Raw genomic sequence first — 22601 nt, forward strand, 5'->3', positions numbered from 1 at the left:
TTACATCATCCTGGGCTGAATTAATCAATGAAGCGGACTAATCCAGCAACCGATGCAGCTTGGCATACTGCAACAGCATGATGGTCTTGCCGTCGCAGATATCGCCGGTTTCGATCATGCCCAGCGCCTTGTCGAGGGACGTCTCCAACACTTCGATTTCCTCGCCTTCGGCTTCCAGCCCGCCGCCCTCATGCTGTTTATCTTCGTCGAAGTATTCGCCGACGAAAAAATGCACGCGCTCTGTCACCGACCCCGGGCTCATGAATGCTTCGAACACCTTGCGTACATCCTGGACGATATAGCCGGTTTCCTCTTGGGTTTCCTTGCGGATGCAGGTGTGCGGGTCGTCGTTATCCAGCAGACCGGCACAGGTTTCGATCAACAGACCTTCGTGACCATTGACGAAGGCCGGGAAGCGGAACTGCCGGGTCAGCACCACGGTTTGCTTGGCCTTGCTGTACAGCAGGATGGTCGCGCCGTTGCCCCGATCGTAGGTCTCGCGGGCCAGCTCGCGCCACTGGCCATCGCGGCCGAGGTAGTCGTAGGTGGTTTTGCGCAGCACGTACCAGTTGTCCGAGAGCACTTCGACTTTCTTGATGCGCACGCGATCTTTGGTGTTTGCCTGTGTCATTCAGCCGTTCCATATTCAGTGTCTGAAAGCGGCAGAGCGGCCGTAAAGGCCGACGGCCTGCCATGATTGAGGCAGGCTAGCAGAGGCAGGATCGATCACTCCAGCCCGGTGGCAAACACCTTGCCGGGGTTCATCAACCCGGTCGGATCCAGCGTGCGCTTGATGGCACGCATCAACTCGATCTCCAGCGGATCCTTGAAATGGGCCGCCGCATCCGGCTTGGCTTGCCCCAGGCCATGTTCGGCACTGATGCTGCCATTGAAAGCGCTCGTCATCTGGTAGATGACCTGCATGATCGCTGGTTCCTGAGCCTTGAATGGAGCATCGGCATGGCCCAGCGGTTTGCTGATGTTGTAGTGCAGGTTGCCATCACCCATGTGACCGTAAGAAACAATGCGTACGCCGGGAAACGCCTGTTGCAAGGCGCTATCGGTACGCTCAATGAACGCCGGGATCTGGCTGACGGGCACGCTGATGTCGTGCTTGAGGCTCGGACCTTCATGATTCTGCGCCTCGGAAATACCTTCGCGCAGAGCCCACAATGCCGCAGCCTGAGTCTGATTGCTGGCGATCACGGCATCGATCACCCAACCGGCCTCAAAGGCATGGCCCAGGCCGCTTTCAAGCAACGGGTCCAAAGGCGCGTCGGGCACCGTGTCGCGCAATTCGATCAAGGCGTACCACGGGTGTGGCCCTTGCAAGGGGTCACTGCAACCGGCCACATGGTCCAGGACGAACTCCAGGCTCTGTCGTGACATCATCTCAAAGCCCGTCAGACGGTCGGCGCACAGGCTGCGAACATGCCCGATCAGGTCCACAGCCGCCTGCGGCGTGGGCAGTGCGACCCAAGCAGTTGCCGTGCTATGGGTGGCCGGAAACAACTTGAGCACCGCCGCGGTGATAATCCCAAGCGTGCCCTCTGAGCCAATGAACAGATGCTTGAGGTCGTAACCGGTGTTGTCTTTGCGCAAGCCTCGCAAGCCGTGCCAGACACGTCCGTCCGGCAATACCACCTCAAGCCCCAGAGGGTCAGCTCGCGCATGTTGCCGTAACGCAGCACGGCCGTGCCGCCGGCATTGGTGGCCAGATTGCCGCCCACCGTGCAACTGCCTTCGGCCCCCAGTGACAGCGGGAACAAGCGACCGGCCTGGCTGGCGGCTTCTTGCAACTGCTGCAGGATCACCCCGGCCTCTACCGTTATGGTTTCATTGGCCAGGTCGATTTCGCGGATACGCTTCATCCGGGTCAAGGACAGTACTACCTGGCGACCAGACGAATCCGGGATCGAGCCGCCACACAATCCGGTATTACCGCCCTGCGGCACCAAGGCAACCCCGGCGTCATGGCAAAGCCGCACCACCGCCGCCACTTCTTCGGTTGTGGCTGGGCGCACCACCAATGCGGCTCGGCCTTGATAAGCGTTACGCCAGTCCGTCAGGTAGCTGTGCATAAGTTCAGGATCACGCACCAGCCCCGCCGCACCGACCGCTTGCTCGATGCTTTGGATCAACGTGTCCCAGACCATAGGATCCAGATCGGCCGGAGGGAGGGGATTGGGGGTTTGCATGGCTATCTCCGGGCGTTTGAATACGGCTGCTGCAGCGCACATCGTGCGTTGCAGCAGTGGAAGCGACCGAGTGAGGTGAACTAGCTGCGCATCAGCTCAATGGCGGCACTTTTCTTGTGACGGATCACTGTCACCAAGTGCCAGGAGACAGACGCCGCTGCCAGGGCCAGGAAGACCGCCGAGATCGGCGTGGTCAGGAAGCCGCTGAAGTTGCCATCCGAGAGCATCAGACCGCGACGCAGGTTGGTTTCAGCCATGGGCCCGAGGATGAAGCCAATGATGAACGGCGCAATTGGCAAGCCGCCCTTGACGAAGCCATAGCCCAGCAGGCCGAACAGCAGCACCGCCCAGACGTCGAAGATTCGGCTGTTCAGACCGAACGCACCGACTACGCAGAGCACCAGGATAATCGGCAACAGGATGTGCTTAGGCACAGCAAGCAACTTGATGAAGATGCGCAGTCCGTAGAACTCCAGCACCAACATCAGCAACGAGGCCAGGATCAGCGCGGCAAAGATGGTGTAGACCAGCGATCCCTGACTGATGAACAACAGGGGGCCAGGCTGGATGCCGTGAATCATGAAGCCGCCGAGCATCACTGCGGTGGTGGTGTCGCCCGGAATACCCAGGGTCAGCAGCGGAATCATCGCACCACCAATACCGGCGTTGTTCGCGGTTTCACTGGCAACCACGCCTTCGATGGAGCCTTTACCGAATTCTTCCGGGTGCTTTGAACGCTTTTTTGCCGCGATGTAGGAAACAATGTTCGAGGTGCCAGCGCCAATACCCGGCAGGATCCCGATGCCCAGGCCAATGAACGACGAGCGGGTCGCGTTCGGCAGTTGGCTGATGAACTCCTTGATTGAAAAACCAAAGCCCTTGACGCCCTTCATGCTGATGTTCTGTGGCTTGGCACGGTGACTTGAGCGGGCGCTCTCGGCGAACTTCAGCACTTCGGCGACCGCAAACATGCCGATCATGACGGTGAGCATGGCAAAGCCACCATTAAGGCTCGGCAGGTCAAAGGTGAAGCGACGGATGGCCTCGACCGGGGCGATTCCGACCGTTGAAAAAGCAAAGCCCAGGGCTCCGGCAAACAGGCCTTTGACCAGCGAGCCAGTGGACAGGGTGGCGATCAGCGTCAGCGAGAAAATGGCAATGGAAAAATATTCGTGGGGACCAAAGCTCAAAGCCACGTCAGCCAGGATCGGAGCAATGAACATCAAGGCGCCAATACTGAAAATCGTGCCGAGGAACGAGAACACCACGCCAATGCCCAGGGCTTTGACACCCTGGCCCTTTTTCATCATCGGCGAACCATCGAACGTAGTAGCGATGGACGCCGGCGTACCCGGTATGTTGAGCAATATCGCTGAAATCAACCCTCCCGAGGTGGCGCCGACAAACAGGGCAACCAGCAATGACAGGCCTGTTGCCGGGCCCATCGAGTAGGTCAGCGGCAAGCACAGGGCGATGGCCATGGTAGCCGAGAGGCCGGGCACCGCACCGAAGACGATCCCCACAGCAACGCCGAGGGTGATCAGGACAAATACATAGGGCGTGAATACGGCACCAAAGCCTTGTTGCAGGAGCTCAATCATCACCGTCCCCTAGAAATCCAATAGACCGGCGGGCAGCAGCAAATCGAAGCCCTCACGGAAGATCACAAAAATCAAACCCGCTGAAACGACCGCGATCACGGCATAAAGCCCGTGCTTGACCTTCTGATCCGCGGGGGTCAACACGATGAATTGGGCGTAGAGGTAAAGCGTGGTCATGATCACGAAACCGACAATTTGCAACAGCGCGGTGAAGAGCGTCACCAGGGCAATGGATTTGATAACGGTCGGGTAATCGATCGACTCAGCGGCTTCGGCAGGCTCGACAGGTTCGGCACGTTGCTGGGGCAGTTTTCTCCAGGCCAGCAATTGCAACACACCCAACAGGCACAGCGCGCCGGAGAGAATCCAGGGTACGAAAGCGGCGTCGACGAAACTGCGGCGCGGCAGGTTTGCGGTCAACAGCAGGTACGCCACGCCAGCACCGAGCATCGCCAGGCCGGCGAACAATTCATTTCTTTTGTAGGTATCCATACAGGATCCTCTTTCACTTGAAGGGCCGAGCAAATGGGCGCTTACCAATACGGTAAGCGCCCCATCCTGTTTCCCAGGATTTACTTGGCTTTACGCATCTCGTCCTTGAACTGCATGAAGTCGTCACGGGTCTTGGTCAGCGTAGCAATGGCTTCTTCGGTGCCCTGGAAGCTGACAGGCTGCTTGAAGGATTTCTTCAGCTCTTCAGCGTATTCAGGTTCTTCGGTGATTTTCTTCATGGTGTCGGCCATTTTCTTGACGATGGCCGGGTCTGTGCCTTTCGGGAAAGCCACGATGTAAGGCTTGTCCAGGATCAGATTCACACCTTGCTCCTTGAACGTCTTGACGTCACCCAGCAGCGCGTTGCGCTCTGCGTTAGGCTGCCCCAGAGCGGTCATCTTGCCACTGGCAATGTAGTCCTGGACCGAGCCATAGCTGATAGCACCCAGGTCGATGCGCTTGCCCAGCAAAGCCACCACTTTTTCCGAAACGGTGCCGCTGTCGACCATTTTCAGTTTGACGCCAGCCAGCTTCTCGAACATCAACCCTTGCAGGTGCGAGAAGTTACCCATCTCGGTGCCGTAGGTGATGGTGCCTGGCTTGGCCTTGGCCTGTGAAATCAACTGATCGAGGGTGTCGATACCCGAGCTTTTGGCAGAGACGAACACCGCGCCTTTATCGACGCCGGCGATGCAGGAGACATCAAACGCGTCGAAGCGATCTTCCGACAACCCTGCCACTTCGTTAACGATCATCTGACCGGTGTGGGTGAACAGAATGGTGTTGCCATCTGGCGCCGCGCTCTTGACCGCGTCGGCGGCAATGGTGCCGCCCCCGCCAGCCATGTTGGTGACGACCATGGACTTGCCAGTGAGCTTGGTGAAGTACTTGGCCATCATCCGCGCATTGAAGTCGGTATCGCCGCCGGCGTTGGCAATGACCACCACCTGCACCGGGCGTGTCGGCCAGTCGCTCGCATCAGCGGCAACGGCCGCTCCGGCGGTGAGGCTCAAGAAGGAAGCGACGAGAGAGGCGCATAGTGTTTTTCTCATTATTGTTCTCCAGAGATGCTGCCGTAGAAGGTGTTGGTTGGGAGTTGGGTGTGGGTGTGGGTGTCGCGAGGATGAATCGGGCGTATTGCCAACCCGCGCGCAGCGCCAATGCCAGACTGGAGCGCAGCAGGAGGCGAACGATGTAAGGAATTTGGTTGAGTCGAACAAGTAGGGCTGTCTGAAAAGCCATGGAACGCTTGGCTGGGATGCATAAGCGAGAAGAGATGCGCCCTTCTACGTTTATGCAGAATGGGCAGAGAGCGATGCTGATGAGCCGTCGGAGCGAATGGCATAGCAGGGCCTGCGTTGCTTTATTATTTTATGTCATACGTTGTCGTACGACTTGGCCGATTATCGTCATCTAAAATAATTTTTGTCAACGCGGATATTTGCTGAACCAGCGAGAGAGAGGCGACATCGCCTCATGTTTACGCTCATGAGATCAGAGGCAGTGTGAAGATCAGACGAGCGGCAATCACCGGGGCGGTCCGGAGCGGGCCATGGGTTCAGCCAGCGGTAATATCAAGACGCAGGGGGCCAACCACTCTTGTCCCGCGAGAATAAAGATTGTCACACCCCCCCTACGGATTCCGCGGCTTCCAGAAAAATGCAGCAAAGCGCCTTTGACGGCTAAACCATCGCCGCCCAGTGAGTGGCCGCAGCTAAAGACTCCGCAGGGTCACCAGAGCCTGTTCAATCTGGGCGAGGGTGATGTGCCGGCTCACTGAGACACGCACGAAGTGTGTGGCATTCAGGTCCTTGAGCAGCAAAGGAGTATGGGCGGCGGTGCCCGCCCATAGGTTTAGCCCCATCTCGCGGGCCTGGCGGACAAATGCCTGGGCCGGCATGTTGTGCGGCACGAAAGAGGCAATCGCGCTCTGTTTGAACTGGTCACACATAAGCGTTAACTGCGGCAGACGCCGCAGCTCCTGCACCAACAGCGCATAGGGCTCCGCGCTCACCTGTCCGCCGCCCACCTGCACGTACTCCTGCAACGCTGTGTGCAACCCTACCAGCGCCGAAAAGCTCTTTTCAGCGATCTCCAGCACCCGCGCGCCGGACATGTCCACCCGGTTGACCTGGCCATCCGTGCTGGCGGCGTGCAAATCGGCAAAATTCAGCTGCAACTGCCCAAGCAGCCGGGGCGACACGTAGGCAATCCCACTGCCACGGGGCCCGCAGAGAAACTTGCGGCCCGCGCCCGTCAGTAGATCACAGCGTATGTCGCGCACATCAAGCGGCAACTGCCCCAACGACTGGCACGCATCCACCACATACAGCGCGTTCGAGCCTTTGAGCAGCGCCCCCAGCGCTTCCACTGGATTGATCACCCCGCAGCACGAGGGCAGATGCGAAACGCTGACGAGAAACACATCCTCGTCCAAATGCCGTTGCACCCATTCCAAGTCCAGCGGGCTGGTGGCCGTGGTCGGGATCACTTCGACGCGGATCTCACGCGATAGCTTGAGGTAGTTGAAGAAGATCAGGTTCGCCGCGTATTCCGAGGTCGACACCCAAACCCGCTTACCTCGGGGGAATTGCAGTTTGCTGAGAATGCTGGTCCAGGCTTGCGTGGCACTGCTGAAAAAGCCAATCTGCGAAGGCTGTGCATTCAACAGCCGGGCCGCCACCCGATACAGGTCGACGTTGAGCAATTCTTCGTAGGCCAGTTCGGTCTCATAGCTGCCCATTTGCGCCTCAATGGCGGTAAAACGCTGGATCGCATTCAGAGTAGCCGACGACATAAGTCCCGCACCAGCAGTGTTCAGATGCACCACATTCATTTCACGCTTCCTTGTTCCACAAGACAGTCGACCCTTTCATTACCCCCACCGCCACCGCGAACAACAGCAATACCGTGCCCGCCAGCAGCCACGGCGAAGGCAAGGATGGCTGTGACACCAGCATGAACGCCAGCGACGGCGTGAGCATCACGCCGATATTGACCCCCGCCGAGTAATAGCCGAGGTTGCGGTCCACGGTATGACGGCTGGAGATACTGCTGACGTAGTGGGTGATGCCTGGAAACACGATCATCTCCCCCAGGCTCCAGAACACGGTGGCCACCAGCAACAATGCGCCGATATGGTTGAAGCCCATCAGGAAGAACCCCACACCGGCCACCAGGAAACCGGCCACCAGCGACCGGCTGCTCGACAGGTGCGACATACGCTGGTTGATCGGCACTTCGAACACGATCACCAACAGTGCATTGACGAAAAAAATGATACCGACGTAGTACGCCGGCAATTCGGTGTAGTTGATGATGTAGGCCGACAGGAAAGTCGGCGGTAGCGCATAGGCAATGTGCACCGGCAATGCTGCCAGTAAAATCACCAGCAAGCGCGAGCGCTCGTGCAGTGCACTCTCCGGCAACCCATTGCCCTTGCTGACGACGGCAGCCCCTTGGGCTACCGGCACCGCACGTCCGAACCACAGGCAGGCAACGAAGGCCACCAGGGACAACGCCGCGTTGATGTAGAACACCGCGTCGGCGTTACTCAGGAAAATCAAGCTGCCCAGCAGTGGCCCGATCGCCATGCCGATGTTGATCGCCAAGCGATTGCAAGAGAACGCCACTTTGCGCGACTCACTACTGCTATGGCTGACTGTTTCGGAGAACGTCGCGGGGGTGAATGCCTCATAACAGGCGCCCCACAGAAACGACAGCACAAACAGCACCGCAGGGTTATCCACCGACGGAATGATCAGCAGCAGCAGCGCGTTGAGCAGCAACGAACCGAGGATCACCCGATTGGCGGAGCACCGCTTGATCACCCCGCCGATGATCAAGTCCACAAACAACGCCCCCGCGCCATAGACGCCCACCAACAAGCCTGCGGTGCCCGCCGATATGGCGTGCTGATGAATCAGGTACGCCGCATAGAAAGGGAACGCCATGGTGCCCATGCGGAACACCAGGGTGATCAGGAACAGTAGCTGCAAGCGAGCATTGAGCCCGCGTAACGTGCGATAAGTGTCCATCATTCAGCGGATCACATAGACGTTGTCTTTGTATTGACGGATCTGCTCGTAATCCTGGTCGATATCGCGCTGGCTCTCCGATACCAGGAACACCCGCAGCGGACTGCTGAGCAGGTCCACGGTCCTTTTCATCAGCTTGCCAGCCTTGTATTTGACGCTCAGCTTATGCACCGAGGGCAGCCCCTCAATCAGCTGGATGGCCGCTTCATTGAATCCGGTAACCTCACCTTGCAGCGTGGTGTCGGTGTTGATGACACAGGCTTCCTTGAGCTTGTGGTAGCGCTTGCCGGCGTAGTTTGCCTTGAACGCCTCACTGTCGCAGTACGCCAAGTAGGTAAGCTGTGCCTGGTTGCCGCCCAGGCTGATGTCATGGAATTTGGGTTCCATGTTGCCGTTCAAACGAGCACCGACTTCCACCAGAGCGGGGCCGGCTTCGGTGAGGATCACTTCCGAATGGGCCGGGCCGTTATTGATACCCAGCGCCTTGAGTACCTGCACGATGTAGTCCACCAGCACATTGGCTTCGGCACTGTCCGGGGCAATCAGCACGTCGCGGTCATAGATGTTCTTGCCGCCGCTTATTTCGCGCTTCACGTAGCGCCAGATTCCACAGACGTAGGTCTGCCCATCACGGCTGACGGTATCGACGATGTACTCCGGGCCTTTGAGGTAGGACTGGCAAAGAATCTCGGTATTGGCCAAGCCGAAGATATCCAGGTTAGACACCACTTCCTCACAAGCACGCTTGACGTCCTCGACGTTATGGCAGATCGAAACCCCGTCGGTCGAGGCCGAGCTCAGCGGCTTGATCACGCAGGGAAACACTTGGCCGGCCTCTACCCAGGCCAGCAGCTCGGCTGGGTCAGACGATTTGATCTGACGTGCCGTCAACAGGCCCGCGGCGGCGACTTTTTTGATCATTTCAAACTTGTCGCGGCGGGCGCGTGAGCCAGCGCTGCCGTTGGAGGTGGACAATTGCAACTGTTCACTCAAGTAGTCGGCAAATGGCACGCCAGGCTCCTGGCCGGCAATGACGGCGACTACGTTGAATTCACGCAGGCGTCGTACGATCTCTTCGGCATTGTCGTTGAATGCCAAATTGAGCTCGAACTCCGACAGGTTCGGCCCGAGCATGCTCGGCATCAACTCGGGGGTGCTTTGTACATGGATCAGGCTGAAACCGGCATCCCGGAAATATTGCGGCAGGAAATTACCGCTCGAATAGACATCCACCAACGCGACATACTGCTTCATAAGAATGTCCTTTTCAGTAATGAGTGGCGGTTTCAGAAGCCCGTGGCGAAGCCACGTCATCCAGCGCCAGGAAAATGTTCTGCGGAAACTCAGCCACACGGTGCAGCAGATGCAAGTACCAGTTGGTGCCATACACCGCCGATACCCGGGCCCTGACCTGGCCTTGGTCTTTTACCGCCTTGATCAGTTCAGGGCGCACGCCGTGGAGCATCTCCAGCTCGCCGCGGTCGGCGATGTGGCTGGTGAGGATTTCTTCAATCAGCAACGGGTCCTGGGTCGCGAAAGCAAACTGCCCACGACCGCCATTGATCCGGTCCAGCAGCCCCAGGTAACGCTCGTTGAGGGCCTCGCCGCGGGGCAAAGCAATCGCGGCAGGCTCAGCATAGACGCCTTTGACCAGGCGCACTTTGCAGCCGGTTTCCAGGACCGCCCCCAGGTCATCCGAGGTTCGGTTCAACTGCGCCTGCAGGGTGATCCCCACGTTGGGGAAGCGCCCGATCAGTTGCAGGAAGATATCGAGGATCGAGTCCGTCCATTGGGAGCGCTCCATACTGATGATCACACCGACATTCTTGTCGGCCGCATAGGTCAGGATCTTCGAGCAGTTCTCGATCGCCAGTTCCCGAGAAATGATGGTGCCGACGTTAGACAGGTCGAACCCCAGTTGAGGTGGTTCGCCGAGCTTGGGATGCTGCACGATCAAGTCGATCAGCTTCAGGTATTCGTCGGTTGCAGTGGTCACTTCGGCCAACGTAGTCGCTTCCTCGCCGACGAACTCGACGCCCGTGCGATAGCCTTTTCCCAACAGGGCAGCCAGCTTGTCGAGCATCTCCAGGCGGTCTTCGGAAATGATGTAGCGAAGGGCTGCAGGCCGCAGGAAATCACGCAGCGTCTCGCTGGCCAGGAACAAGTCACGATAGGTCTTGTTCGCCGCCAGTTTCTTCAGGGCCAGGGTAGCCAGCAAGCTGTTATCAGTAATGTTCATGGCGTTAAACCCCGTAAGCCAGGTTGAGCATGCGACGTGCGAAACTCGAATCGTCGCCTTGATTGGCAATCTTGTAGGCGCGGAACTTGGCCGCGTAACTGAGGAGGGTCTCTTTGTGGCGGCTATGGCGGTCGCGAGTAAAAATACCGGCCCACATGTTGTCCCAGCGCGCGTACTCAGGGTGGGACATCAGCAGCTTATGTGCCTTGCGCATATTCCAATGGGGAATCGACGGGTGCAGGTGGTGCACAAGGTGATAGTTATCGTCATGGCGACCAAAAAAGAAGTTCTCCAGCACGTTGCCTTTACGGTTACGCGTCAGCAAGAGCTTGTCGGTCTCTGCGGCAGGCAGCGGATAATGCTCGGCGAGTTCGATGATCCAGCCTACGGCGACGGCGGTGGTGAATAGCGGTACCAGCCAGAACAGCACCAGTTCAGCGACCACGCCAAACCAGACGGCCACCGCCAGAATCACCGCCCAGTAGGCCCACATCACTCTGCGTTCATTGCGGATGCGGGGGTCCTGGCCCTGGACCCGGTCCTTGACCACATACTTGATGTACTGAAGGGTCCTGTAGCCGGACAGCGCCATCACCACGTTTTTCAAGAAAAACTCATGCTCGCTCTGTTGCAAGTCGTATAGGCCGCATTTGAGATGAAAATTGTAGTCAGGGTCTTTTTCCGGATGCCCCAAGTGCACATGGTGGTTCTTGATGTGCGATGTGCTGTAGGACTGATACAGATGGAAAACCAGGTAGCCCGAGAGAAATGTACCGGCGAACCAGTTGATCGCGCGGTTTTTCGCCAAGACCTTGTGGGTTGACTCGTGTAGCACATTCGTCAGGGCACGTTGGGTGGTACCGATCAGAAATAGCGAAAGCGGATAGAACCAGTAGCTGACACCCAGGGACAGGTAGATGGCAAAGACGATGATTGCATAGTCCTTACCCAGCGCTATGGCCCAGTGATAGTTATCCTTCTTGCACAGATGCTTGAGCATTCCGAAGGTTTCACGGGAAATACCCACAGCGTATTCGCCAGCAGGCTCTTTGTTTTTATCGACCAGCATAATCACTCCATAATTAAGCGGCACGCTGCAACACCAGGCTCATTGCTGGGCTAAGTTTTTCAGGGGTTGCGGCTATTGTTTGTTTGCCTGAGCTAGACCCATCGGCTGCAAAAAAACTAAAGCACCGCTTGATCGCGAACAAGCTGCCCTTTTAGACAGGTAGGGCCAAATCACGCGCGCACTCACACGCCAGCCGGTGAAAATTCACCGGTTGGCGTCGCACTGGCAGATGGGAATGCCTGCTGATCAGGCCTGTTCGCGGATGTAGCCCAGTTGCAAGGCTTTGCAAATTGCGGACTTTCCGTTGGTGACATCCAACTTGCTGAAGATATTCTTCATATGGAACTTGACGGTGCGCGGGCTCATTGAAACCAAGAGCGCTATTTCATTATAGGTCTTGCCCAGGCTGGTCCAGGACAATACCTCCGTTTCCCGAGGCGTGAGTACAGTTTCCTGTAAAACTGGGGGGCGCACGGCTACGTCGCTTTCCAAGGCCTCGTCGTAGACCGAGACCAGCAGCATCTGCAGCTCACTTTTGTTAGCCAGCACTCTCTCGCGAAACTGCTGGTGTTCGCCGAAGCTGCACAGGTTGAGGATGGAATAAAAACCCCGATTGCCATGCACGATAAAACTGGCTCCCTCGCCGACGGGTGCACAGGGCCCCGGCACCGGGACCGCTTGTGCTGCGGGCGCTAGAATGTTTTCATCGCTCCAGAAAAACGGTTTTATGCGGCGCTTGGACAAAGACAGCAATTGACCGCGTTGGTAGAAGTCATCCGCAGAGTCACCGCGGTCCAACGCATCGGGATAATTGGTGATGATTTCCGCTTCATCCAGCGTCGGCCCGCACTGATAGACCTCGAAATGCCCAAGGCCACGCTTGCTCAGCTCAGCATCGAGCAATTGGTGCACGTCGACGGGCTGCACGGGCGCGTTGTTATCGGTTGGACTATCGCTTCGCATGAATATCATCCCTGATAAGTGACAACGGCGGAGACTAGCGATCTGGAGGAGGCGCTTTAATCCTGAAGCACCTCATCAGAGTCGAACCACCCTGTAGGAAATTTCCCAAATCAAAGACAAGAATAGAACATGCCCTACCAGCCTTGTCCAGTGCTCCGACAAGGAGCCGAGAGTGGGCAGGCGAGGCCCGTTCTAGTCAGGCGCTCTGCGCTTCGAACACCTCGCGAAACGAGAACGCTCGACGTATAGAGGTGTTTGATGACCAACAACCTCGTTCCGTTTCCACTGAATTCAAACGCGAGGCCGCCAGCCGCTTTCCTGTTCCGTTATGATCGAGCGAGTCGCCCTTGATCCCACGGAATAAAGTCTGTCGGATCGAGCCCAGCAATTACAAGGGCTAACCGGTGGGCTGATCAGAAATAAAGTCTGTCGCAACCCCATTTTTATGGGGTGTTAGCGTTCGACCTACTAAATAAAGTCTGTCTAAAACATGCAGACAATTGATTTTAAAAAGTTTTATTCATAAAAAACAAAAATGCGCCGAGCGCAAGCACATTGGAGCTATGACGGTTGAGAACCTATAACCTCGTCGACGTGTCCGATGGAGAGGCCACTCTTTTGGAAGCAACGCACCTTTTATAGTGCATCGCCATCCCGGTCCAGAGTTAATATCCGAATATATCCTACCGACTATAAATTATAGTCAGCAGGATATATTCCACCGGTAGCATTGAGCCACTCCGTCATCGTGCACTCATGTAATCGACTCGGGTAGTAACGCCCATCCCCCACCAGCATCACCACCGCCCACTGGCAGCCCACACGCAGGATCACCGGCGAAGTAGCCTATGGCCTGCGGACATGCGCACCCTCCTAACCACCCCACAGGCAGCGACCCACACCGCCCTGAATTCGACGGCAACCTGCACCTCTACCTCGACTATGGTAGATACCGGAAAAGCATTGACAACGTGTGATGCCAAGACGCACGTTTTCCGAGCGCGGCATCAGAATGTATTTCCATCCAGGCATCGCTTGGTTGGTTTTTTCTCGGGGCCATAAACTATGCCTTATGCTGGCAAGTGTCGACCTGTACCGATGATGGTTAACGATTTCGCTCCCCGGGGTCATAGCGACATACAAATCCTTCGCATCAAGCGAGTCGGCATGGAGAATTATGGCGTGGTCATACTCAAGGATCGTGTCCAGGAAGTGGTGTAACTCATCATGGTTCTAGCCATTGAGCTTGCCGTTTAGTTGATCACGGCCGACAGCTTGGCCTGTGGATTATCGCTGACCGCCTCGAAGGCTTCCAACTGCATGTAACGTCGTTGCAGTCATCACTCGTCATTCTGCTCCAGCAGCATTGCCCCCACCAGCCGCGTTATGGCCGGATCGTTTGGAAAAATCCCCACGACATCGGTGCGGCGTTTGATCTCGGCGTTGAGCCTTGGGAAACGCCATGTGCGCCAGCACTTCATCCTCGCAGCCGTCCATGAGGGCCGCGATCTTGGGGTATTTCTCGCGCAGTTGATCAGCGACCAAACGCCATTGTTGATGGCACTCGGCACGGCTGTCCTGAGCGAAGACCGTGCGCAGCAGAGCCGCCACCATGGTGCGCTGACCTTTGCCAACATGGGCCATGGCGTTGCGCATGAAGTGGACGCGGCAGCGCTGCCAGGTCGCATGGAAGACCTTGGAAACAGCTGCCTTCAGGCCTTCGTGGGCATCGGAGATGACCAGCTTCACGCCGCGCAACCCGCGCCTCATGAGACTGCGCAGAAAGTCCGTCCAGAACGGTTCAGCTTCGGAAGGGCCAACGCGCATGCCCAAGACTTCACGACCACCATTTGTGTTCACGGCCACGGCGATTATTACGGCAACCGAGACGATGCGCCCGGCCTCCCGCACCTTGACGTAGGTGGCATCGATCCAGAGATAGGGCCAGTCACCTTCAAGCGGACGATCAAGGAAAGCGTGAACGCGCTCATCGATCTCACCTGCCAGCCGTGATACCTGACTCTTGGAAATCCCAGTCATGCCCATAGCCTTGACCAGCTCGTCCACCGAGCGCGTTGAAACGCCCTGGATGTAGGCCTCCTGAATGACCGCCGCCATTGCCTTCTCTGCGGTGCGTCGAGGCTCAAGGAAGCCGGGAAAATAGCTGCCCTGGCGCAGCTTGGGGATCTTCAAATCAACGTCACCGGCACGGGTTTGCCAGAGGCGATCACGGTAGCCGTTGCGGCTGTTTGTCCGGTCTGGGCTTTTGACATCGAAGCCGGCGCCGCACAGGCCTTCGACATCGAACTCCATCATGCGCTGGGCAACGAACTGGATCATTTGCTTGAGCAGATCAGCGTCTGCCCCTTTCTCAACCAACTCGGTCAATGCGATAGTGGGCTTGGTCATCGTGGGTTCTCTGGTGAGTGTTTGGTCTTCGCAAACTCGACGTTAGCCAAGAACCACGATGACCATCCTCTTTCGCCCACAGGGCACCTTCGGTTGGTTCAGTTACACCACTTCCTGGGACACGATCTAAAAACCTCCTTTAACGGATAGTTAGTATGCCTATGAAGCATCTTGTTCAAGCCATAGCAGCCAATCCATCCCTGCATTTCGGCGATTAACGAAATATCCGCTCGTAATGCGCAGTTTTTGGGAAACTTCCGAAAAACTTTTTCGGAAGAATATTTTCCTTTAATAAAAAGAGTTTTTTCCACAAAGGAACGCACAGTTTCCTCAGGCTAAATAGCTAAGATCATTTTTTCGATAAAACCTAGAGCTGCGTCGAGAGCAATGAGGCACGCAGGAAAACGTCGCTGGCTGCTCAACCCAGGGGGGGCAGGAAGGCGCCAGCGACAGACTTTATTTATTTCCGACAGACTTTATTTCGTAGCTTCAGCCCTGTCCCGGTTGCCGAGCTTTACTCCACTGTCACAGACTTCGCCAAGTTACGCGGTTGGTCGACGTCAGTACCCTTGAGTACGGCGACATAGTACGACAACAACTGCAGCGGAATCGTGTAGAGAATTGGCGACAGAATGTCGTGAATGTGCGGCATGTGCACCACGTGAGTACCTTCACCATTGGTCATGCCGGCCTTCTCGTCGGCAAAGACAATCAACTGGCCGCCACGGGCGCGTACTTCCTGCAGGTTGGACTTGAGCTTTTCCAGCAGCTCATTGTTCGGCGCCACAGTGACCACTGGCATATCGTTGTCCACCAGGGCCAGCGGGCCGTGCTTGAGTTCACCGGCCGGATAAGCTTCAGCGTGGATATAGGAAATTTCCTTGAGCTTCAAGGCGCCTTCCATTGCCACCGGGAATTGCGCGCCACGTCCCAGAAACAGCGTATGGTTCTTTTCAGCGAACAGCTCAGCGATTTTTTCCACGGTGCTGTCCATCGCCAGGGCTTCGCCCAGACGGGTCGGCAGGCGCCGCAGCTCTTCTACCAATGTGGCCTCGACCCCTTCGCCCAGAGTCCCGCGCACCTGGCCCAGGGACAGGGTCAGCAACAGCAGGCCCACCAGTTGCGTGGTGAACGCCTTGGTCGACGCCACACCGATTTCACGGCCGGCCTGGGTCAGCAGGGTCAGGTCGGATTCGCGCACCAACGAGCTGATACCCACGTTGCAGATCGCCAGGCTGGCGAGGAAACCGAGCTCCTTGGCGTTGCGCAGGGCGGCCAGGGTGTCGGCGGTTTCACCGGACTGGGAAATGCTGACGAACAGGGTGTCGGGTTGCACCACCACTTTGCGGTAACGGAATTCACTGGCGACTTCGACCTGGCACGGGATACCGGCCAACTCTTCCAGCCAGTAACGAGCCACCATACCGGCGTGGTAGCTGGTGCCACAGGCAACGATTTGCACGTTGCGAACCTTGGCGAACAGCTCGGCGGCCTGTGGCCCGAACGCCTGGACCAGCACCTGGCTCTGGCTCATGCGGCCTTCCAGCGTGCGTTGCACCACAGCCGGTTGTTCGTGGATTTCCTTGAGCATGAAGTGGCGGAATTCGCCCTTGTCAGCCGCCTCGGCACCGTCGCGGTATTGAACGGTCTCTCGCTCCACGGCGTTGCCGTCGATGTCCCAGATCTGCACGCTGTCGCGGCGAATTTCGGCGATATCGCCTTCTTCCAGGTACATGAAGCGGTCGGTAACCTGACGCAGCGCCAACTGATCGGAAGCCAGGAAGTTCTCCCCCAGGCCCAGACCGATCACCAACGGGCTACCACTGCGGGCCGCAACCAGCCGATCCGGCTGCTCGGCGCTGATCACCGCCAAGCCATAGGCACCGTGCAGTTCCTTGACGGTGGCCTTGAGCGCCGCGGTCAGGTCCATCAGCTCCTTGAGCTTGTGATTGAGCAGGTGGGCAATGACTTCGGTGTCAGTGTCGGAGGTGAATACATAACCGAGTGCCTTGAGTTGTTCCCGCAGCGCCTCGTGATTTTCGATAATGCCGTTGTGCACGACCGCCAGGTTGTCGGAGAAATGCGGGTGGGCGTTACGCTCGCATGGCGCGCCGTGAGTGGCCCAGCGGGTGTGGGCGATGCCCAGGCGACCCACCAGCGGCTCGGCGTCCAGCGCTTGCTCCAGCTCACTGACCTTACCTGGGCGTCGCATGCGCTCAAGCTTCTCGTCGTTGGTAAACACCGCCACACCGGCGCTGTCATAACCACGGTATTCGAGGCGCTTGAGGCCTTCGAGCAAGATTGCAGTGATGTTGCGTTCAGCAACGGCGCCGACAATTCCACACATGCTATTTCTCCTGGCTGACAGACGCGCAGATCACATTGATCCCACGGGCCTGAATCTGATCGCGGGCCTCCACGGGCAGGCGATCATCGGTAATAAGGGTATGGACACTGCTCCACGGCAGTTCCAGGTTGGGAATCTTGCGGCCGATCTTGTCGGCCTCCACCATCACGATCACTTCGCGGGCAACCTCAGCCATCACACGGCTCAGGCCCAGCAGTTCGTTAAAGGTGGTGGTGCCTCGGACCAGATCGATGCCGTCGGCACCGATAAACAACTGGTCGAAATCATAGGAACGCAGGACCTGCTCAGCGACCTGGCCCTGGAACGACTCGGAATGAGGATCCCAGGTGCCGCCGGTCATCAACAGCACCGGCTCATGCTCCAGCTCGCTCAGGGCGCTGGCGACGTGCAGGGAATTGGTCATCACCACCAACCCCGGCTGCAGTCCGAGCTGAGGAATCATCGCCGCGGTGGTGCTGCCGCTGTCGATGATAATCCGCGCATGTTCGCGGACCCGCTTCACAGCGGCCTGGGCAATGGCTTGTTTGTATTTGGAAACGGCTTGCCCGTTATCAGCAACCAACTCCTGCGGCATGGGGACTGCGCCACCGTAGCGACGCAGCAGCAAGCCATTGGTTTCCAGCGCGGCGAGATCCTTGCGAATCGTAACTTCCGAGGTTTCGAAGCGCTTGGCCAACTTATCCACACTGACTTCGCCCTGCTCTTGAAGCAAGGCAAGGATGTTGTGGCGGCGCTGTGGTGTGTTGCGCTTGGACATATGGATAAGTTTCGATTCGAAAGATAACGTAAGCAATCAAAACCTATTGGAAGCATGTCGTCAAGACAAGAGCAGAAAAATTCAGAAACTGGGTGAACATGGACGCCATCGCGAGCAGGCTCGCTCCCACATTGATTGCAGCGTCCACGGAGCACGTGTTTGCCGAGAATTCAGTGTGGGAGCGAGCCTGCTCGCGATGGCGGCGGCCGGAGTTGTGGATAACTCAGCTTTTCTTGATTTTGACCGGCCGCTTCCAGCCATCGATATTGCGCTGCCGCGCACGAGCCACCGCCAGTTGGGACTTATCCACATCCTGATTGATGGTTGAACCTGCCGCGGTGTTTGATCCATCACCGATAGTCACCGGCGCAACCAGCGAATTATTGGAGCCGATGAACACATCCTCACCAATGGTCGTCCGGTACTTATTGGCGCCGTCGTAATTACAGGTGATGGTACCGGCGCCAATGTTGGTACGGGCGCCGATTTCAGCGTCACCCAGGTAGGTCAGGTGACCGGCCTTGGCGCCTTCGCCCATGTGGGCATTCTTGAGCTCGACGAAGTTACCCACATGGGCGCGGGCTTCCAGCACGGTGCCCGGACGCAGGCGAGCAAATGGGCCCGCATCGCTGCCTTCGCCCATCACGGCGCCTTCGAGGTGACTGTTGGCCTTGATCACCACGCCTTTGCGCAGGGTGCTGTCCTTGATCACACAGTTCGGGCCGATGACCACGTCGTCCTCGATGATGACCTTGCCTTCGAGGATAACGTTGATGTCGATGACCACATCGCGGCCGACGCTGATTTCACCGCGCACATCGAAACGAGCCGGGTCGCGTAAAGTCACGCCCTGGGCCATCAGGCGGCGGGCGGCGCGCAATTGATAATGGCGCTCCAGTTCGGCCAGTTGCCGGCGATCGTTTGCGCCCTGCACTTCCATGGCGTCCAGCGGCTGCTCGGTGGCGACCACCAGCCCGTCGTTGACCGCCATGGCAATCACATCAGTCAGGTAGTACTCACCCTGGGCATTGTTGTTCGACAAGCGACTCATCCAGTCGCCCAGGCGTTCAGCTGGCACGGCAAGAATGCCGGTGTTGCCTTCGGTAATCGCGCGCTGGGCTTCGTTGGCGTCCTTCTGTTCGACGATGGCGGTCACTTGGCCATCGGCGTTGCGCACGATACGGCCATAACCGGTGGGGTCGTCCAGCTCGACGGTCAGCAGGCCCAACTGCTGTGGAACAACATGCTTGAGCAGGCGCTGCAAGGTGTCGACTTCGATCAGCGGCACATCCCCGTAAAGAATCAGCACCGTATCGGCGGTAATGAAGGGTACCGCCTGGGCCACCGCATGGCCGGTGCCCAGTTGTTTATCCTGCAGGACAAAATTAAGGTCATCCGCCGCCAGGCGCTCACGCACAGCATCCGCCCCGTGGCCGATCACCACGTGAATGCGCTGTGGATCAAGTTGTCGGGCGCTGTGGATAACATGACCGAGCATGGAATTGCCGGCTACCGGGTGCAAGACCTTAGGCAACGCCGAACGCATGCGGGTGCCTTGACCGGCCGCGAGGATAACGATTTCGAGAGACATGACTGGCTACCAATCCTGGGTGGTCAGCGGCTGCGACCAGATGATGAGTGTCGGGAAAAGAAAAAAGGGTAGCCGAGGCTACCCTTTTTAATCAATCGCACAAAAAGCAGACGGCTTAGCCGCCGAACTTCTTGCGGATCTGCTGGACGGTGCGCAGCTGGGCTGCGGCCTCGGCCAGACGTGCAGCAGCAGAGCCGTAATCGAACTCGGCACCGCGCTCATGCAAGGCCTTCTCAGCAGCCTTGACGGCTTCCTGAGCGGAGGCTTCGTCCAGGTCGGCAGCACGTTGCACGGTGTCGGCAAGGACCTTGACCATGTTCGGCTGAACCTCGAGGAAACCACCGGAGATGTAATACACCTCGGCTTCCCCGCCCTGCTTGATCAAGCGGATCGGACCTGGTTTCAGATTAGTGATCAGCGGTGCGTGACCCAGAGCGATACCAAGATCACCCAGCTCACCATGCGCAACCACCATCTCGACCAGACCAGAGAAAATTTCCCCTTCCGCACTGACGATATCGCAATGGACTGTCATAGCCATCTGATTGCCTCAACCTAAATTAGCGCCCGTTGCCGGGCGCCGGGATTACAGTTTCTTGGCTTTCTCGATCGCTTCTTCGATGCCGCCGACCATGTAGAACGCTTGTTCTGGCAGGTGGTCGTAGTCACCGTTGAGGATGCCTTTGAAGCCAGCAATGGTGTCTTTCAGGGAAACGTATTTACCCGAGGCACCGGTGAAGACTTCAGCCACGAAGAACGGCTGCGACAAGAAGCGCTGGATCTTACGAGCGCGGGATACCAACTGCTTGTCGGTTTCCGACAGCTCGTCCATACCCAGGATCGCAATGATGTCCTTCAGCTCTTTGTAGCGCTGCAGCACGTACTGAACGCCGCGAGCGGTGTCGTAGTGCTCCTGGCCGATCACGTTCGGGTCCAGCTGACGCGAAGTCGAGTCCAGTGGGTCTACCGCTGGGTAGATACCCAGGGAAGCGATGTCACGGGACAGAACGACGGTGGCGTCCAAGTGGGCGAAGGTGGTCGCTGGCGACGGGTCGGTCAAGTCATCCGCAGGTACGTATACCGCTTGGATCGAGGTGATCGAACCTTCCTTGGTCGAAGTGATGCGCTCTTGCAGCACGCCCATCTCTTCAGCCAGGGTCGGCTGGTAACCTACTGCCGAAGGCATACGGCCCAGCAGTGCGGATACTTCAGTACCGGCCAGGGTGTAACGGTAGATGTTGTCAACGAACAACAGTACGTCGTTACCTTCGTCACGGAACTTCTCGGCCATGGTCAGGCCGGTCAGGGCTACGCGCAGACGGTTACCCGGCGGCTCGTTCATCTGACCGTAAACCAGTGCCACTTTGTCCAGAACGTTGGAATCCTTCATCTCGTGGTAGAAGTCGTTACCCTCACGAGTACGCTCACCCACACCGGCGAACACGGAATAACCGCTGTGCTCGATGGCGATGTTACGGATCAGTTCCATCATGTTTACGGTCTTGCCCACACCGGCACCACCGAACAGACCGACTTTACCGCCCTTGGCGAACGGGCAAACCAGGTCGATAACCTTGATGCCGGTTTCCAGCAGGTCGTTGCCGCCTGCCTGTTCAGCGAAGGATGGCGCAGGACGGTGAATGCCCCAGCGCTCTTCGGTGTCGATCGGGCCAGCTTCGTCGATCGGGTTGCCCAGTACGTCCATGATCCGGCCCAGGGTCGCTTTACCGACCGGTACGGAGATGGCAGCGCCAGAGTCGAGAACATCCAGACCGCGCTTCAAGCCTTCGGTGGAGCCCATCGCAATGGTACGTACCACGCCGTCGCCCAGCTGCTGCTGAACTTCCAGAGTGGTTTCCGCGCCTTGTACTTTCAGCGCGTTGTAGATGCTCGGTACGCTGTCGCGTGGAAATTCCACGTCGATAACGGCGCCGATGATTTGAACGATACGTCCGCTACTCATAGCTGGATCCTCTGAATATTTGAACCGTTAAACCGCGGCAGCGCCGCCGACGATTTCCGAGATCTCTTGGGTGATCGCAGCCTGACGCGCCTTGTTGTAGATCAGTTGCAAATCACTGATCAGATCACCGGCGTTGTCGGTAGCGTTCTTCATCGCGATCATCCGCGCCGCTTGTTCAGCTGCGTTGTTCTCGACCACCGCCTGGTAAACCTGCGACTCCACGTAGCGGACCATCAAGCCGTCAAGCAGCTCTTTGGCATCCGGTTCGTAGAGGTAGTCCCAGTGGTGCTTGAGTTCCTGTTCCGGGGTCGCCACCAGTGGAATCAACTGCTCCACGGTAGGCTGTTGCGTCATGGTGTTGATGAACTTGTTGGATACCACGGACAGGCGGTCAATACGGCCTTCCAGGTAAGCATCCAGCATCACCTTGACGCTGCCGATCAGATCATTGATCGACGGCTCTTCACCCAGGTGGCTGATAGCAGCGACGACGTTACCGCCGAAGTTGCGGAAAAAAGCCGCACCCTTGCTACCAATCACGCACAGATCGATCTCGACGCCTTGTTCACGGTTTACAGCCATGTCCTTGACCAGGGCCTTGAACAGGTTGGTGTTCAAGCCACCGCACAGACCACGGTCACTGCTCACCACAACGTAACCGACGCGCTTGATGGCGCGGTCGATCATGAACGGGTGGCGATATTCCGGGTTGGCGTTGGCCAGATGACCAATTACCTGGCGGATGCGCTCCGCGTAGGGACGGCTAGCAGCCATGCGCATTTGTGCCTTGCGCATTTTGCTGACCGCCACTTTTTCCATGGCGCTGGTAATCTTTTGCGTGCTTTTGATGCTCGCAATCTTACTGCGAATCTCTTTTGCGCCTGCCATGTAACACCTATCAGGTTAGCAAGCGG

The 22601-nt window shown here is 57.6% G+C and carries 16 protein-coding genes and 2 pseudogenes; all 18 read right to left on the reverse strand.

Annotation, left to right across the window (positions count from 1 at the left end; translation table 11 throughout):
* Nucleotides 1–37: 37 nt before the first annotated feature.
* Nucleotides 38–631 (reverse strand): GDP-mannose pyrophosphatase NudK, encoded by a 594-nt coding sequence (gene nudK, locus PSH57_RS28960; protein ID WP_305387028.1) that lies wholly within the window; start codon nucleotides 629–631, stop codon nucleotides 38–40.
* A gap of 95 nt (nucleotides 632–726) precedes the next feature.
* A pseudogene (locus PSH57_RS28965) lies at nucleotides 727–2156 on the reverse strand (FAD-binding oxidoreductase).
* A gap of 122 nt (nucleotides 2157–2278) precedes the next feature.
* Complete coding sequence (locus PSH57_RS28970) at nucleotides 2279–3799, reverse strand: tripartite tricarboxylate transporter permease (RefSeq protein WP_305387030.1); 1521 nt, start codon at nucleotides 3797–3799, stop codon at nucleotides 2279–2281.
* A gap of 9 nt (nucleotides 3800–3808) precedes the next feature.
* Nucleotides 3809–4291: a tripartite tricarboxylate transporter TctB family protein gene (locus PSH57_RS28975; protein WP_305387031.1), complete on the reverse strand. Its 483-nt coding sequence runs from the start codon at nucleotides 4289–4291 to the stop codon at nucleotides 3809–3811.
* Nucleotides 4292–4371: 80 nt separating this feature from the next.
* On the reverse strand, nucleotides 4372–5343 hold the full coding sequence (locus PSH57_RS28980; RefSeq protein WP_256229584.1) for a tripartite tricarboxylate transporter substrate binding protein: 972 nt from the start codon (nucleotides 5341–5343) through the stop codon (nucleotides 4372–4374).
* Between the two features lie 662 nt (nucleotides 5344–6005).
* The gene (locus tag PSH57_RS28985; protein WP_305387033.1) at nucleotides 6006–7088 is read right to left on the reverse strand and encodes an aminotransferase class V-fold PLP-dependent enzyme; all 1083 of its coding nucleotides are present in this window, start codon (nucleotides 7086–7088) and stop codon (nucleotides 6006–6008) included.
* A 40-nt stretch (nucleotides 7089–7128) separates the two neighbouring features.
* Nucleotides 7129–8331 carry an MFS transporter gene (locus PSH57_RS28990; protein WP_305387034.1) on the reverse strand — a complete coding sequence of 401 codons (1203 nt, stop codon included), beginning with the start codon at nucleotides 8329–8331 and terminating at the stop codon, nucleotides 7129–7131.
* Nucleotides 8332–9582, reverse strand: coding sequence for an ATP-grasp domain-containing protein (locus PSH57_RS28995; protein WP_305387035.1), 1251 nt, complete (start codon nucleotides 9580–9582; stop codon nucleotides 8332–8334).
* A 13-nt stretch (nucleotides 9583–9595) separates the two neighbouring features.
* Nucleotides 9596–10567, reverse strand: coding sequence for a proline dehydrogenase family protein (locus PSH57_RS29000; protein ID WP_092457880.1), 972 nt, complete (start codon nucleotides 10565–10567; stop codon nucleotides 9596–9598).
* Nucleotides 10568–10571: 4 nt separating this feature from the next.
* Nucleotides 10572–11636 (reverse strand): fatty acid desaturase family protein, encoded by a 1065-nt coding sequence (locus tag PSH57_RS29005; protein WP_305387037.1) that lies wholly within the window; start codon nucleotides 11634–11636, stop codon nucleotides 10572–10574.
* A 246-nt stretch (nucleotides 11637–11882) separates the two neighbouring features.
* On the reverse strand, nucleotides 11883–12563 hold the full coding sequence (locus tag PSH57_RS29010; RefSeq protein ID WP_305387039.1) for a helix-turn-helix transcriptional regulator: 681 nt from the start codon (nucleotides 12561–12563) through the stop codon (nucleotides 11883–11885).
* Between the two features lie 1376 nt (nucleotides 12564–13939).
* Nucleotides 13940–14939, reverse strand: a pseudogene (locus PSH57_RS29015) (IS256 family transposase).
* A gap of 583 nt (nucleotides 14940–15522) precedes the next feature.
* The gene (gene glmS / locus PSH57_RS29020) at nucleotides 15523–17355 is read right to left on the reverse strand and encodes a glutamine--fructose-6-phosphate transaminase (isomerizing) (RefSeq protein ID WP_305387040.1); all 1833 of its coding nucleotides are present in this window, start codon (nucleotides 17353–17355) and stop codon (nucleotides 15523–15525) included.
* 1 nt (nucleotide 17356) lies between these two features.
* The gene (locus PSH57_RS29025) at nucleotides 17357–18133 is read right to left on the reverse strand and encodes a DeoR/GlpR family DNA-binding transcription regulator (protein WP_256229586.1); all 777 of its coding nucleotides are present in this window, start codon (nucleotides 18131–18133) and stop codon (nucleotides 17357–17359) included.
* A 223-nt stretch (nucleotides 18134–18356) separates the two neighbouring features.
* Entirely contained in the window at nucleotides 18357–19724 is a 1368-nt protein-coding gene (glmU, locus tag PSH57_RS29030; RefSeq protein WP_305387042.1) for a bifunctional UDP-N-acetylglucosamine diphosphorylase/glucosamine-1-phosphate N-acetyltransferase GlmU, read from the reverse strand.
* Nucleotides 19725–19839: 115 nt separating this feature from the next.
* The gene (locus PSH57_RS29035; protein WP_305387044.1) at nucleotides 19840–20265 is read right to left on the reverse strand and encodes a F0F1 ATP synthase subunit epsilon; all 426 of its coding nucleotides are present in this window, start codon (nucleotides 20263–20265) and stop codon (nucleotides 19840–19842) included.
* 45 nt (nucleotides 20266–20310) lie between these two features.
* Nucleotides 20311–21687 (reverse strand): F0F1 ATP synthase subunit beta, encoded by a 1377-nt coding sequence (gene atpD / locus PSH57_RS29040; protein ID WP_256229589.1) that lies wholly within the window; start codon nucleotides 21685–21687, stop codon nucleotides 20311–20313.
* 27 nt (nucleotides 21688–21714) lie between these two features.
* Nucleotides 21715–22575, reverse strand: coding sequence for a F0F1 ATP synthase subunit gamma (gene atpG, locus PSH57_RS29045; protein WP_003207090.1), 861 nt, complete (start codon nucleotides 22573–22575; stop codon nucleotides 21715–21717).
* Nucleotides 22576–22601 lie beyond the last annotated feature (26 nt).

This window comes from Pseudomonas hefeiensis (assembly GCF_030687835.1).
In the GTDB taxonomy this organism is placed as follows: Bacteria; Pseudomonadota; Gammaproteobacteria; order Pseudomonadales; family Pseudomonadaceae; genus Aquipseudomonas; species Aquipseudomonas hefeiensis.

What these genes read in the sequence shown, in the direction of transcription:
- atpG (WP_003207090.1), bottom strand. Translation starts at nt 22,575, where the DNA reads ATGGCAGGCGCAAAAGAGATTCGCAGTAAGATTGCGAGCATCAAAAGC.
- glmU (WP_305387042.1), bottom strand. Translation starts at nt 19,724, where the DNA reads ATGTCTCTCGAAATCGTTATCCTCGCGGCCGGTCAAGGCACCCGCATG.
- PSH57_RS28975 (WP_305387031.1), bottom strand. Translation starts at nt 4,291, where the DNA reads ATGGATACCTACAAAAGAAATGAATTGTTCGCCGGCCTGGCGATGCTC.
- PSH57_RS28985 (WP_305387033.1), bottom strand. Translation starts at nt 7,088, where the DNA reads ATGTCGTCGGCTACTCTGAATGCGATCCAGCGTTTTACCGCCATTGAG.
- PSH57_RS28980 (WP_256229584.1), bottom strand. Translation starts at nt 5,343, where the DNA reads ATGAGAAAAACACTATGCGCCTCTCTCGTCGCTTCCTTCTTGAGCCTC.
- atpD (WP_256229589.1), bottom strand. Translation starts at nt 21,687, where the DNA reads ATGAGTAGCGGACGTATCGTTCAAATCATCGGCGCCGTTATCGACGTG.
- PSH57_RS29005 (WP_305387037.1), bottom strand. Translation starts at nt 11,636, where the DNA reads ATGCTGGTCGATAAAAACAAAGAGCCTGCTGGCGAATACGCTGTGGGT.
- nudK (WP_305387028.1), bottom strand. Translation starts at nt 631, where the DNA reads ATGACACAGGCAAACACCAAAGATCGCGTGCGCATCAAGAAAGTCGAA.
- glmS (WP_305387040.1), bottom strand. Translation starts at nt 17,355, where the DNA reads ATGTGTGGAATTGTCGGCGCCGTTGCTGAACGCAACATCACTGCAATC.
- PSH57_RS29035 (WP_305387044.1), bottom strand. Translation starts at nt 20,265, where the DNA reads ATGGCTATGACAGTCCATTGCGATATCGTCAGTGCGGAAGGGGAAATT.
- PSH57_RS28995 (WP_305387035.1), bottom strand. Translation starts at nt 9,582, where the DNA reads ATGAAGCAGTATGTCGCGTTGGTGGATGTCTATTCGAGCGGTAATTTC.
- PSH57_RS28970 (WP_305387030.1), bottom strand. Translation starts at nt 3,799, where the DNA reads ATGATTGAGCTCCTGCAACAAGGCTTTGGTGCCGTATTCACGCCCTAT.
- PSH57_RS29025 (WP_256229586.1), bottom strand. Translation starts at nt 18,133, where the DNA reads ATGTCCAAGCGCAACACACCACAGCGCCGCCACAACATCCTTGCCTTG.
- PSH57_RS29000 (WP_092457880.1), bottom strand. Translation starts at nt 10,567, where the DNA reads ATGAACATTACTGATAACAGCTTGCTGGCTACCCTGGCCCTGAAGAAA.
- PSH57_RS28990 (WP_305387034.1), bottom strand. Translation starts at nt 8,331, where the DNA reads ATGATGGACACTTATCGCACGTTACGCGGGCTCAATGCTCGCTTGCAG.